This is a genomic window from Shewanella xiamenensis, from assembly GCF_014647135.1.
GTDB classification, from domain to species: domain Bacteria; phylum Pseudomonadota; class Gammaproteobacteria; order Enterobacterales; family Shewanellaceae; genus Shewanella; species Shewanella xiamenensis.
Genome location: NZ_BMOP01000012.1, coordinates 86,615 through 100,947 on the forward strand (window position 1 = coordinate 86,615; position 14,333 = coordinate 100,947).

At 45.7% G+C, this 14,333-nt stretch carries 9 protein-coding genes and 2 pseudogenes; 9 read left to right on the forward strand and 2 right to left on the reverse strand.

What is annotated here, in order from left to right:
- Positions 1-79: 79 nt before the first annotated feature.
- From rmuC to IEY09_RS12120, 3 genes are all read left to right on the forward strand, one after another.
- Complete coding sequence (gene rmuC / locus IEY09_RS12110; RefSeq protein ID WP_037417844.1) at positions 80-1,693, forward strand: DNA recombination protein RmuC; 1,614 nt, start codon at positions 80-82, stop codon at positions 1,691-1,693.
- Positions 1,694-1,761: 68 nt separating this feature from the next.
- A complete protein-coding gene (locus IEY09_RS12115) occupies positions 1,762-3,687 on the forward strand; it encodes a transglycosylase SLT domain-containing protein (protein WP_188871224.1) in 1,926 nt (641 codons plus the stop codon).
- A 193-nt stretch (positions 3,688-3,880) separates the two neighbouring features.
- A complete protein-coding gene (locus tag IEY09_RS12120) occupies positions 3,881-4,582 on the forward strand; it encodes an EAL domain-containing protein (protein ID WP_188871226.1) in 702 nt (233 codons plus the stop codon).
- Positions 4,583-4,848: 266 nt separating this feature from the next.
- On the opposite strand, the gene IEY09_RS12125 is transcribed toward IEY09_RS12120, so the two are convergent.
- A complete protein-coding gene (locus IEY09_RS12125) occupies positions 4,849-5,049 on the reverse strand; it encodes a hypothetical protein (protein WP_226871866.1) in 201 nt (66 codons plus the stop codon).
- Positions 5,050-5,617: 568 nt separating this feature from the next.
- Here IEY09_RS12125 and IEY09_RS12130 point away from each other — a divergent pair.
- Positions 5,618-6,190 (forward strand): hypothetical protein, encoded by a 573-nt coding sequence (locus IEY09_RS12130; RefSeq protein ID WP_188871227.1) that lies wholly within the window; start codon positions 5,618-5,620, stop codon positions 6,188-6,190.
- Positions 6,191-6,463: 273 nt separating this feature from the next.
- On the opposite strand, the pseudogene IEY09_RS12135 reads toward IEY09_RS12130, so the two are convergent.
- A pseudogene (locus tag IEY09_RS12135) lies at positions 6,464-6,589 on the reverse strand (IS91 family transposase); the annotation flags it as partial.
- A gap of 95 nt (positions 6,590-6,684) precedes the next feature.
- Here IEY09_RS12135 and IEY09_RS12140 point away from each other — a divergent pair.
- From IEY09_RS12140 to IEY09_RS12160, 5 genes and pseudogenes are all read left to right on the forward strand, one after another.
- A pseudogene (locus tag IEY09_RS12140) lies at positions 6,685-7,706 on the forward strand (transposase).
- Between the two features lie 586 nt (positions 7,707-8,292).
- Positions 8,293-9,477: a CgeB family protein gene (locus IEY09_RS12145; RefSeq protein WP_188871229.1), complete on the forward strand. Its 1,185-nt coding sequence runs from the start codon at positions 8,293-8,295 to the stop codon at positions 9,475-9,477.
- A 573-nt stretch (positions 9,478-10,050) separates the two neighbouring features.
- Positions 10,051-10,962: an AAA family ATPase gene (locus IEY09_RS12150; protein WP_047539638.1), complete on the forward strand. Its 912-nt coding sequence runs from the start codon at positions 10,051-10,053 to the stop codon at positions 10,960-10,962.
- A gap of 50 nt (positions 10,963-11,012) precedes the next feature.
- The gene (locus tag IEY09_RS12155) at positions 11,013-12,101 is read left to right on the forward strand and encodes a DUF58 domain-containing protein (protein ID WP_188871231.1); all 1,089 of its coding nucleotides are present in this window, start codon (positions 11,013-11,015) and stop codon (positions 12,099-12,101) included.
- An 11-nt stretch (positions 12,102-12,112) separates the two neighbouring features.
- Complete coding sequence (locus IEY09_RS12160; RefSeq protein ID WP_188871253.1) at positions 12,113-14,260, forward strand: transglutaminase TgpA family protein; 2,148 nt, start codon at positions 12,113-12,115, stop codon at positions 14,258-14,260.
- Positions 14,261-14,333 lie beyond the last annotated feature (73 nt).

Here is a 14,333-nt window from a genome sequence, read left to right on the forward strand (position 1 = left end):
CAGATTGTTTATTAAAGCACTTGAAGCCTTTCTAGGGGCATGCGACCCTAAGCGCCATCGCAAAAGGAGTGCTAGTAAGATGCCATTTTCTCAATCTTTTTCCCTCGCCCAGATCATCGGCCTAATCGCCGTGGCCTTTTTAGGACTGTTAATCGGTGCCCTACTCAATCAACGTCTCACCCGTTCTCGCTGGCAACAGTTTAAGGACGAGTTAGAACAAGAAATGCGCCAAGTGAACGAAGATGCAGAGCTTTCCCTCGCGCAGCAGCAAATCTTAGTGGACGATAAAGATAGCCAACTCCGTCAATGCCAGCAGCGCCTAGAGCAAAAAATCGAACATCTAGGCAAAGCCGAGGCCTTAGCCGAGCGCGTGCCGAGTTTAGAGCAGCAATTAAACGATAGTCATCGCCGTCAACTCGAATTACAACTGGCGTTGTCTAAATCCAATGCCCTACAACAAACCATTCAGGCCAAAGCGGATGCCCAGCAAGAATCACTGCGGGAAAAGATCGCCACCCTAGAAAGTGCCGAAGTACGTCTGCAAACCCAATTTGAAAATCTTGCCAACCGTATTTTCGAAGAGCGCAGCGAAAACTTTAAACACCAAAACGCCAATCAATTAGAAGGCGTACTTGGGCCGTTAAAGCAACAGTTAGAAGGTTTTAGGCAGCAAATCCGCGAATCCTATAACCATGAGCAATCCGAGCGTAGTGCACTCAAACATCAATTAGAGCACTTGCGTGAGCTCAACTTAAAAATGAGCCAAGATGCCATTAACCTGACAAAAGCCCTAAAAGGCGATAATAAGCAGCAAGGCAACTGGGGCGAAGTGATTTTAGACCGCGTGCTGCAAGAAAGTGGCCTGCGCGAAGGCCACGAGTACCACACCCAGCAGGATCTCAAAGATGACAGCGGCAAACGCTTTAAGCCCGATGTCATCGTGCATTTGCCTGAAAATAAAGACGTGGTGATCGATGCTAAAATGTCGCTTGTCAGCTACGAGCGTTATTTTAACAGTGAAGATCCGCTGGTGCGTGAGCAAGCCATCAATGAGCATGTGCTATCCATACGCAACCACATTAAAGGCTTGAGCCAAAAAGATTATCAGCGTTTACACGGGCTTAAAAGCTTAGATTATGTGCTGATGTTTATCCCGATTGAACCCGCATTTTTGCTGGCTTTAGAGCATGACCCAAGCCTTGTTAACTTTGCCCTTGAGCAAAATATTATGCTGGTCAGCCCAACCAACCTCTTGGTTGCGCTGCGTACCATCAATAATATCTGGCGTTACGAGTATCAGAACCAACACGCCCAAACCATTGCCAAACAAGCAGGCCGGATCTACGACAAACTCTGCGGCTACCTCGACGATATGGAAAAACTTGGCCGCGCTTTAGATAACGCCGAGAAAACCTATCACAGTGCCATGAATAAATTATCCTCAGGCAAAGGCAATTTGGTGCGTCAAGCGCATTTAATGCAGCAACTGGGTGTTGATACCAGCAAACAACTCGATAAGATGTTACTTGAGAAGGCGCTCAATGAAGCCTTAGACGACAGTGATATTGATGAAACCAGCGAGTTCGAAAACGATAGCTCAGCTAAAACAACTGAACACCAAACCAGGGTAACAAAAATTGAGGATGCCACCGCACTCGAACAACTCAACACCCAAACGCAGCAAAACGCCTAAATCACTATTAATCCTGAATCGATAAGGAAAAATCGATTGTAACCTTGATGCCCGGAGGCAAGTTCTGCATGTGCAACCCATTCACAAAGATGGTGTTATCCAGCGCAATTATTATCGCAGGTGCATTTAATGCCTCTGCGGCTTTTGCTTTAACGTCGACCCAAAAGACTTTTCTTGAGGCTGAAAAAGCCTTGAAGAAACAAGACTATGCAACCTATAAGCCCCTGCGTGCTAAGTTAGGTGAATATCCGCTGGCGATCTACTTAGACCATGATATCGATATAGGTCGGCTCAATGATTTACGCGGTAATGACGCTAAGTTTTTGATAGATAAATATCAAACAACACCAATGTACCAAAGACTGCGTTCGAAATATTTATTGAATGCTGGTAGCCAAAAGCGCTGGAACGACTTTCTGACGCTGGCTCAAGATGCGCCAACCGATGTCAGGCTACAGTGTTATTTTTATGAGGCTAAACTTGCTAAAGGTGAAACCCAAACCGCCTATACCGCCGCGCAGTCGCTATGGGTCTATGGTGATTCCCGTCCGAAAGAATGTGACCCTTTGTTCAATGCTTGGACCAAAGCGGGCAAGCGCACTCAAGAGGTGATTTGGGCACGGATGTTAGTGAGCTTCGATGAAGGCCAAACCAGTCTTTTGAGCTTTCTATCGCAAAAAATTACGGTCCATAGCGCCGAAGCCAAGCGCTTAGTCGCCGTATTTAAAGATCCCAATAGCCTGCGCCATACTGAAAAATTTAAAGACAAAAATCCTATTGTTGGCGATATCGTTGCTGCCGGGTTAAAACGCCTTGCCCGTAAGGATCTCGACCAAGCCATCGATTTATATACTCGGTATCAAAAAGCCAAACGTTTTAGCCCCGCGCAAGATCAACAGCTGCAAAAGTATCTGGTGCGCCGAGTATTGATTGAGCAGGATGATAATTTTAAAGACTGGGCCGATAATCTGCTGCCAGAGATGAAAAGCGACGATATGTTCGAACGTCGTTTACGTTGGGCGATTCGCGAGCAGGACAGCACCCATATTGCTCGCTACTTAGATTTATTATCACCTGAAGCTCAAGCCAAAGAACGCTGGCAATATTGGCTGTATCGCACCAATGCCAAACATGCCCCAGAAAGCGCCACCAAAGCCCTAGCGGCCGTTAGCAATGAGCGCGGTTTTTACGGTTTTGCCGCCTCACAATTATTGAATAAGCCCGTATCGCTAAATCAAAGTCCTGAGCCGGTTATCAATGGGAACAGTCCAAAACTCGAAGATGATTTGGGTTTTGTGCGCGTATCGGAGTTGATGGCGCTGGATCGTTACTTCGATGCCCGTTATGAATGGGTCGCCCTACTAAAGCGCAGCAATAATGAGATGCGCGCCCGCTATGGTCGTTATGCCCACGATCAAGGCTGGTATGACTTTGGCGTGGAGGCCAGTATTCAAGGCAAGCTCTGGGACGATATTCCCCTGCGCTTCCCGATGGCACATCAGTCAGGCTTCGAACACGCCAGTAAAAAGCACAAGGTCAATATCGATGAAATCCGCGCCATTAGCCGCCGCGAAAGTGCGTTTTTCCTCTATGCAACGTCTGGCGTTGGTGCCCGCGGTTTAATGCAGATTATGCCCGCGACCGCCAAGGCCACAGCAAAAAAACACGGTGCTAAGTACAACGATCCAAAGGATCTCTACAGTGCCGAACTTAACTTAAACTTAGGCAGCGCCTATTACGCCCAATTATTGAAGGAGTTCAATCAAAACCGCGTATTAGCCACAGCCGCTTATAACGCAGGCCCATCAAGGGTTCGCCGCTGGTTATCGGAATCAAATGGTCAACTCGATGCGATGAGTTTTATCGAGTCTATTCCCTTCACCGAAACCCGTGAATATGTACAAGCCGTGTTAAGTTATCGCTTGATTTACGAAGCGCAAAAACAACAGCCACAGCCTTTATTTAACGACGCTGAGCTGAAATTCCATTACTAAGGACAAGACTAAATGTAATAAAGGTGGCCAAGGCCACCTTTATCGCATTCACTAACATAATACCGTTTCAAATTCATACCGTTAAGCTATGTATATAAAATCAGCAAACGCACATCACTCAGGCAAACTTATTTGCACTTAGCACTATTAAATGCGAATAATTAGCAATTAGTCATTATCCACGCGTTGCTACATGCTCAAACTCAGCGGTTTATCCTTAAGTTGCGAATACCAACCCTTCGTTTGCCCTCACACTAAACACATTTATGGTTATGAAGCACTCGCCCGTTTCTACCTTGAGCAAGGTCAAGCCATCGCCCCTAATTTGGTGTTTGAGCACTTACACGAGAACAGCGATGCACTTGCTTCGATCGAGTTTCAGGCCAAAGCCTTTCAGCTTAAACACGCTCCTGCTGAACAAAGCTTATTTGTGAATGTCGATCCCCATGCAGCAAACGGCGTGCATACCCAAAAGTTACTCGACCTACTCTCCAGTCACCCGCAACTAACAGTAGAGATTATTGAAAATACCTGCATTAATGACGCAGAGCTTGCCAATCAACTGTTTCATCAATTTAAAGCAGCCAATATTAACGTGGCACTTGATGATATCGGTGCGCCCCACTCCATGCTGTCGGTCGATTTAATGATGAATGTGGATTATCTGAAGTTTGATCGTCACTGGCTAAATTTAGTTGCCGAACCTCACGGTATCGCACTGCTCAGTGCATTGATTGAATTTGGAAAACGCACTGGCAAACAATGCATCCTCGAAGGCATAGAAACCGAAGCCCAGTTCCAGCTAGCCCGTGAACTAAATGTCGATCTAGTACAGGGATTTTTATTTAAACCTTGGTTTATCCGCCCAGAGCAAAGCGAAAAGTTAATTTGTTAGGAAGAATAAAGTGTTATACAAAAATGGCAGAGTGCATATTGGTTTGCCGCCATTAATAATGTTAATGGTTCTTCGAATTTTATAGTCACATAGTGCAGATATTGATTGTCATTGTTTTTCCAGCAACGCTGCCAAAGCTGAATCGAATATGGCATTAATACATTGCCACTACTTCCCCAGTGACACGCCGCCTATTTATTTAACAAGAAGTATCCCTATAGGCTCGACGGCGGCATCTTCAACACATTGAAGTGTAAATACCGCGTTCACATGGCCGATGATGTTCCCAACATCATAGTGGCATTTCCCATATCCCTATGGGTCAGATGTGAAAGAGCGGCAATGCTGCCAACGGACACTGTTGCAACAATGCCATTCTTAACGATCATTGAACTATTCATCTGGCTAAAGGCTTTTGCCCCAAAACGAGATAAGTTTGTCGTCAGGTGTGTAGGATGAATTGTCATTGTTTCCCCAGTGACACGCCGTGCTCTTTGTTTAAAAAGCAGTGTCCCTATAGGCTCGACGGCGGTATCTGCAACACATGGAAGTGTAAATGCCGCGTTCACATGGATGTGAAAGAGCGGCCATGCCGCCAACGGTCACAGTTGCAACAATAGCAATTTTGACGACCATTGCACTGTTCATTTGGCAAAAAAGCTAATGCCCCAAAGCTTGCTAGCATTCATTTGGTGAGTCGCAAACTGACGAATGAATTGCCCTACAAAATCTTATCTATTTACCTAATGTATGGCCCTACCGCACAGCGACTAACAATGTATGGGTATACAGTCGTATTTAAATTTAGATGCTTTTGAGTGTTTTTACACTCATTAGTTTGCGCGTTTATCCAGCCTAAAATCTATAAAACTTTTAAAAATCATACACATAAACTTTTCCCCAATTAGTTAATAGGTTTGGAAAACGCGCATGCGCGTTTTTCCGAATGGTGTATTAGATAAAAAGCTGATAAGTTCTTTGCAATACAAACAGTTAATGATGCGCGTTTTTACTGGTCTAATGAGGTAAACGCGCATGCGCACTAATAAAATGTTATGTGCAAAAGAAGGGAGTCGAGAATTGAATAGTAAAGTACCATCACCATCGGTCAGCGTTTATAGAGTTGGTGTAGGTTTCAAGAAAACAGCAGAAATGTTGTTTAGTGAAAATCCCCAAGACTTCGATTGGGTGTATCCATTTATTGCCAATGCTTCGTTTTCAATAGAGATATTTCTAAAATCATGTTTAGCTGAAGACGAATATAATGAATTTAAGTTTGGAGTAAGTGATAGCCCAAGTGAGTTAGCTACGGGGTTTATGTATATAAAGTCTGATGTTGATGATAGAGATAAAACACATGATTTAGCTGATTTATTTAGCAAGCTATCTCAAGAAAGATCGAAAATCATTAAGAAAGAGTACCAAAAGACTTCAATGGCTAAAAAGTACCCTAAGATAGGTGGCCTACTCAGGGATCTAAACGGGTTGTTTGAAGCTGCCAGGTATGGTTACTCAAGTCCTGATTTATTACCAAGAAACCTATCAATCATTATCGATACAGCGCACTTCTTTGAGGAAGTAATTCCTAAGCTAGAAGGGATTGAGTGAGGAGTGAAATTCGCACATAACAAATAAGGATAGGCCGCGCGTAGCCGCGACCTTATCCCAAGTGTTGAACAAGCCCGATGCTGGTTGTTGACACTTTATTATGCAAATAGCGGATTGAGAATTTGTACTGGCGAAGGTCTTATTTTGAAAGAGACTTTTATGCAGACATGACCCGCCCTTAGCGAACGAGCTAATATTTTTATCACTTGTTCATCAAGCCGTTATCAAGTCCTCATTCTGTTTGGTTAGCCCGTTATCCTTATACTTCTCGCCTTAGGCGGTGATGTTAGCGCCTGTCGGTCGATGACGCACATGAACGCCCATAAAATGCATAGCTTGATGGCAACAAGGGCAATAGCGCACGGCTAAGGCACGCTTGACCTCTGGTAAAGAATAAAACTGGACACCCAGAATAAAACTGGACACCCAGCCTCAATCGCGCGGTAGTAAAACTCCTACTATGCTTTGGTTAAGCATTGAACAAGGAGGTTTGTATGCCGCGCCCTCGTAGAACCCAGATAAGCCTTGAACTCTCACCTTAACATCATTCCCTATTACCATTGCTGTAGCCGCGTTGTTCGGCGGGCTTTTTTATGTGGCGATGATAGTTACTCGGGTAAAAACTATGACCATCGCCGTGATTGGGTAGAATCGCTAATGTTTGAACTTGAAGCGGTTTTTGCTATTGATATCGCAGCCTTTGCCGTGATGTCTAATCATCTGCATCTGGTGCTGCGAGTCGATATCGAGACGGCAAATCGTTGGACTGACCGCGAAGTGCTTGAACAATGGCATAAGTTGTTTAAAGGCGATGAATTAACGCAAAAATTCGTTAAAGGTGAGTTGGTTGAGGCGCATCAGGTCAATCGATTAAAGCATTCAATCGCCCTTTATCGCAGTCGATTATGCGACATTAGCTGGTTTATGCGCTGCCTCAACGAACCGATTGCAAGGCAAGCAAATCAAGAAGATAACTGTACAGGTCGCTTCTGGGAAGGGCGGTTTATCTATTTATTTTATGGAGACTCAAGCCCCACTCGATGAAGCCGCGGTATTAGCCTGTATGACTTACGTTGATTACTTTTTATTAAAAGGAAGTCCCATCAGAGCACAACTGGCTGATACACCAGAACAATCCGACCATACCAGTATTCAATTGCGTATTCGGGCCGCATTAAAAGGTGAGCAGCCGAGCAATCTCCTGCCTTTTATTGGTAGCGAGTGCGACAACCAACCCAATGGCATTGCGTTTTCATTAATGGATTACGTTCAATTGGTAGATGATACGGGCCGAATTATTCGCAATGATAAACGTGGATACATCAGTGAAAGTAGTACCAAGATACTGAACAGATTAAATATCCCCCATGACAATTGGCTCAAGCTGACCACCGAGTTTGGCAAGCTATTTCATGGTCCAGTGGGCACCTTGCAAGCACTAACCGATTATTGCGAACATCTCGAAAAGCGACGACGGCACTTTGCGGCAAGCTGCCAGCACTTTCATTGCAACTGATCTATATCACTTCGAAAATAATTATCGCCTAGTACCTTTCATGCACTATGGGCTCACTTGCCACGTCTTAAATACACCATTTTTGAATAAATTAGTTCAACTTATTGCCTCAGGTTCAGTTCTCGCGACGTTTGATAGCTCTCGCTCAAACCATTTGAGCCCGAGCAGGTTGTAGGCAAACAGAAAGTGCATTATGTTGTTGATTTAAAATGGGCGGCTAGATTTACTCAGTGACAATATCTCTTCGGCAGCAATCATTGTCTAACACCTCCCAATCATTATGGGACGATATTCCTCGTCTGAAATACAACATTTTGAAGGGATTAACGCACTTATTGCCTCTATGCTGTCCATGCGGCGATTTATGGTTCTTGTTTAAACTATTTTAACTCGCACAAGTTGTAGATAAACCGAAAGTGCATTATGTTGTTGATTTAAAATGGCAGTTTGTTTGAAAGTTGATGAATGCGGTTTAAAAATAGCTAAATTAATCGTATAGTGACTTCGCAATAACCGAATGATTTAGCTTGAATAACGCTGTAAATTTCGCTTCGGTGAACAACGATTAATATCAGGAGACCACATCATGGATGACACATCAAGCAATACTAATGCTGCCAGAATCATAGTATTTGAGCATCCTGTGGTGGCACAGGATTGTGTCGATGCGTTGGTCAATCTTGGCTTTTTAGTCAGTTATATGCCAATAAAAGAAAACGTCATGAGGATCATGACGGATAGGCCCGATTATGTTTTTACTATCAACTTTAACCAGTATGTTTCTGAAGCGTGTGAACTGCTCAAAATTCCTTATCTCGCTTGGGTAATCGATACGCCCTGTTACTCCGTTTACGATAAAGCGATTAATAATTCCTGCAGTTTCACTTTTATGTACGATGTTGCCGTTGCTCAACGACTGAGAGACCAAGGTGTGAAGCAGGTATATCACCTGCCAGTCGCCGCTAACTTAGCGCGGATAAACCAAGTTTTGCAACATGAAGACGATACGTCTCTGGCCAATGATATTGTCCTAGTAGGCAATCTAACCAAAACTGAATATCACTCATTCATTATGCCCAAGTTAACCACAGCGACATTAGCTAGCTGTAACAGCTTGATTGAAAGCTTGAATACTCCCAGTGACACTTTCGAGCTAGCCGAACAGATTAGTGAAGACTTGATAGCCTCGATTAGACAGGAATCGGGCTACCATTTAGTTGGTGATCACCATCTCACGACCGCAGAAAAGTTGGCCTACTTATTGGGACGAGAGCATTCGTGGCGAGAACGAATTGAATTAATTCATACCCTAGAACAGCGCTTACCAATTCGAGTTTATGGTAACAACGAATGGCAAGCATTTGCGAAGGGATATGCGGGTTACGCTGACCACTACAGCCTGATGCCAAAAATATTCAAACATGCCAAAATCAATATCAATTTAGCTCGCTCTTTTGTGGAATACGGCTTGCCACTGCGAGTGTTTGATGTCATAAGTTGTGGTGGTTTTCTGCTCACCAATGAAAAGCAAGATCTGCATCAACTGTTCTCAAATGGTAAGGACTTAGTGATTTTTCGAGATACGCAAGATTTGATGGAAATATGTGAGTATTACCTTGAACACGATGCCGAAAGACAAGCTGTTGCAGCACACGGTTTGGCTACGCTGATGGAAAATCACACTTATCACCATCGAATGATCGATATGTTTACCACAGTGCAGAATCATTTGCGTGGACTGCCAACAACGTTAAGCCGTTGGTATATTTAGTTGGTGGGTTTAGTTAGGGCAAACTGCGGTTGCGAAAGTCCAGGAATACATACAGGAAGTACTAATACCGAGTAGGATATGGATAATGGAATGCCATCGAGGCATTCGTGAACCCATTCACATCAGACGGGCGGCCCTGCATCCACGGATGGACTTGATCAACATCCCTGTTTAACGGCCAGTTCGCCATCTGATAGGCAGGACGCCTGAATGTCGTGCAATGCAGGGACGCATGAGAACGACCATAGCTCTCGTTCATAAGCTTAGAAACCTAAGGTTTCGATTCACCGCGTCGTCGAGTCAATGCCATGGGTCGCCGATAGCCCTGAGCAAAAAAGAAATTAAACAGCGAATAAACCCAACATCTAATTGGCAGTTTTATCTACTCTATTAACGCTTTTCAGCCTCAAATCATACAGTGTGCAGATAATCGAATGCTTCGGCTCACCCCTCTATGGACAATAGGAATCTCACTAAGCCGTTTGATTTTACAGTAAAAGCGACTGGCTAAGCGCAACATATTCCGCCATAGTGGTAGAGCGAATGACCTCATCCATGCACAAGGAGTCTCCCGTGGCACATTCTGGTTTAAGCCAACTATTACAACAACTTGAACAGGTATTATTGGGCAAGCCACGGCAAATTCGCTTAGCCCTCGCCTGTATTCTCGCCCGTGGCCACCTATTAATTGAAGATTTACCCGGTATGGGCAAAACCAGCTTGTCCCATGCCCTCGCCCAGAGCCTAGGCTTAAGTTATCAACGCATTCAATTTACCAGTGATATGCTGCCCGCCGATATTCTCGGGGTATCGATTTTTGATAAACACCAAGCGCAATTTGTGTTTCATCCCGGCCCGATTTTTAAGCAGATGGTGCTGGCCGATGAGATTAACCGCGCCAGTCCTAAGACGCAAAGCGCACTACTCGAGGCCATGGCCGAGCAACAAATTTCTGTCGATGGTATAACCCACAGATTGCCCAATCCATTTTTTGTGATTGCTACGCAAAACCCGACTGAACAATCAGGCACCTTCCCACTGCCCGAATCCCAGCTCGACCGCTTTATGATGCGGATTTCCATTGGTTATCCGAGCCACGATGCCGAGCTTGCAATGCTCAAAACAGTGCAAACGCCGCAAACCCTGGATAATCTGCCGCAATGTTTAACCCCTTTGGCGTTAACCCAATTGCAGGAGCAATGCGATAAGGTCACTGCATCCGATGCGCTGCTTAATTATATTTTGGCCTTAATCCATGATTCTCGCAGCCAAACGGACGCCATTGGCCTGTCGCCACGGGCAACCAAAGCCCTGTTACAAGCAGCCAAGGCTTGGGCATTTTTAGAAGGTAGACACTATTTAGTGCCCGAAGATGTGCAGGCGGTGTTTTGCAGCGTGGCAGAACATCGACTGCGCACCAGCAGTCAATTACAGGGAGAAGCGCTCTCGGAGCGGATCCTCGCAGGTGTGAATCCGATCATGTAACGGCTCAATCAGCCATTAAATGTGAATATTGATAAGAAGATGAGGACAGTGTGAAACGCGTGTTTTCTGCTTTTTGGCAACGCTGGTTGGCAAGGCGCATGCCACCCAGTTCTGAGTTCACCTTAAGCCACCGCAGTATCTTTATTCTGCCCAGTGGCTTTGGGTTTGTTTGGCTGGGGCTGGTATTGCTACTGTACTTGTTTGGTACTAACTATCAGAACAATCTCGTGATTGGCCTGAGTATTTTGCTGCTCAGCTTATTCAATACCTGCATTATCTATAGTTACAAAAACTTAGCAGGGCTACGACTACGGACACTGACGCCGCCGGAGGTGTATGCGGGCGAGACGATCACTTTTCCTATTTTGCTTAACTCAAACCACAGCAGTCATCATATCAGCCTAAATTATCCGAATAATTTAGGTTATTTAGTCAAACACGTTGGCACGCAGGACGAGCAAGCGCTAGTGTCGTTTGCAAATCAGCAGCGTGGAATAGTCTCCGCTGGACGGCTAAAGATTGAATCCACCTACCCTTTAGGACTCTGCCGTGCTTGGTCGCATATCGACCTTGATAACGCCCATATTGTCTATGCCCAGCCACTTGAAAGCCCCTTACAGCTTGAAGCCGCAACGGAATCCGGACAGGACGAACCGCTTGAGCGGGCAGGCAAATATATTGTTGGCATTGATGAATATAAAGGCCTTAAACCCCATGTGCTCGGTGAGTCATTAAAGCAAGTGGCATGGAAACAATGGGCCCAAGGGCGTGGCATGTTAACCAAGGAGTTTGAACAGCCCCAAGGTGATCCGGTCTGGTTAAAATTAGCCCCTGATCCTACGCGCCTCGAACAGCAGCTCAGTCAATTAAGCTGGCAGGTGAACCGCTTAAGTCAGCTTGAGCAATATTTTGGCCTTTGGCTGCAACAGCCTAATGGGGAAGATATTATTCTAGCGCCCGCCCTCGGTAACTCGCACCGAATCGCCTGCCAAAGGGCGCTGGCGCTTTATGGAACTCATGCACAAACGCACGATACAAGCGATAAATTATCGGTTAATCATGGATTTAGTCATAAGCCACATATTCCTCCCCACAGGCATAGCACTCAAACAGCATCACATGTTGAGGATCGCCGATGAGCCTCAAATCAATGACCAATGCAATCGCCACTGAAAGTGCAGCTCAGCTAAATGCCTATCGCGCTAATGGACCTCAAACTGGGGATAATATCAGTCGTCAAACCCTGTTTTGGCTATTGCTCACCAATTTAGCGGTGCTCAGCCCGTTATTTGATAAAACCACCCCTTGGACCCTTGGGATCTGCGCTATTTGCTTGCTGTGGCGCATTGGTATCTATGTCGGCAAAGTCGCTAAACCTCCCCGTTATCTGGTCACAAGCCTTGCTGTTGGCGCGGCAATCACGCTGGCACTGGTCTCGGGCACAATTGGGCTATTAAACGCTTTAGTCAACCTGCTCATTTTAGGTTATGCATTAAAATACATTGAGATGCGAAGTGTTAGGGATGTAAGAGCCGTCGTGATTGTCGGCTATTTTTTAATTGCCCTCACCTTTATTGACCACCAATCCATGCTCAATACTGTGCACCTTATTGGCGTCACGATTATCAATACCTGCGTACTGGTCACCCTCTACCAAAACCAATATCGCTGGCAACACACGGCATGGATTGGCGCTAAGTTATTGCTGCAAAGTTTGCCCTTAGCGTTATTACTTTTTTTGGTGCTGCCCCGTTTTGCACCGCTTTGGCTTGTGCCCAATATGAAGGAAGCCCAAACCGGGCTGTCGGACTCCCTTGCCGTGGGCGATATCAGTAAACTCACTCGCTCATCGGCCTTGGCATTTAGGGTGAGTTTTACCGATGCCAGCCCCACGCAAGCCGAACTCTACTGGCGCGCCCTAGTGCTGGAAGATTATGACGGCTTAACATGGCGCCAAGATGCGGGTATCAAACAAATTCAAAAGGATGCGTTTTTCTTTCCGCCCTCAAGGCCAGACCCTGCGCGGCAGTTGCCCTCGTTAACACCAAAAACACAAAACAGTACCAGCAATAGCCAACCAAAGGTTTACCGTTACCAAGTGATTGCCGAACCCAGTCATCAACCTTGGCTATTTGGCCTTGATGTGGCCTACAGCCAAGATGATAAGCTGGTGAATTTGCCCGACTATCGGCTCTATGCGCTGCGTAATGTCGATCAACGAATGGGCTACAATGCCAGTTCGTGGCCTCAGGCGAAAATGGATCTCACCTTAAGTGGCAAACAGCGACAAATAAACCTCAATCTGCCAGCGGACAGCAATCCCCGAGCGCGCCAACTCGCCGCTGAATTTAAGGCTAAATATCCAGAACCCCATAAGCGACTTTGGGCCATGATGGGCTATTTTAATCAACAGCCGTTCTTCTATACCCTCACGCCCCCACCGATTGGCCGCCAACAAGTCGATGACTTTCTGTTTGAAAACAAAGCAGGCTTTTGCGCCCATTATGCCTCTGCCTTTATTTTTATGGCGCGCGCCAGCGGCATACCAGCACGGATGGTGACAGGCTATCAAGGAGGAGAATACAACCCACAGGCCAATTACCTCAGCGTGTATCAATACATGGCCCACGCCTGGGCCGAGGTATGGCTCGAGAATGAAGGCTGGGTGCGTTTTGATCCGACCGCCATGGTGGCACCTAATCGGATTGAACAAGGCTTTGATGCCGAGTTTTCCCCTGAGCAAAGTTACCTGCAAGAAAGCCCTTTTAGCAGTTTACGGTTTAAATCTATGCCTTGGCTCAACGAGTTGAGGCAACGCTTTGCTAGCGTTGATTATTACTGGAGTTTGTGGGTGCTCGGTTTTAATCAAGAACGACAAAACAAAGTGCTAAGCGGTATTTTAGGAGAAGTCACTAAGGCCAAAGTCGCGATGTTTATGAGTATGTGTATTGGGCTTATTGGCCTCTATATCGCCTACAGCGTAGGGCTATTTCGCTTTAAAAGGGAACAAGATCCCATCAGCGCTAAGTACCAACGCATTTGCCAGCGACTCAGTAAATTTGGGATTTCACGCCCTGAGCATCTAGGTCCTAACGACTTTGCCGCACAGCTTATTGACACGCACCAGCAGCAATCCCCTCTGTTTTGTCGTGAGTTTGACACGTTCACCCAAAGCTACGTCGCATTGAAATACCAAAACTTGGCGGATAACGACTATCAAGTGGCGCTAAAGCGCTTTAATGCCGCGGCCAAAGCCCTCAACTGGCTGCTATTTGGCCCAAGTAAACAGTTAAAATAGATAGGATAGACCGCGGACAGACAAGATTGTTGAATCTTATAAATCAAACACATAGAATTGCCAAGCCACTTTG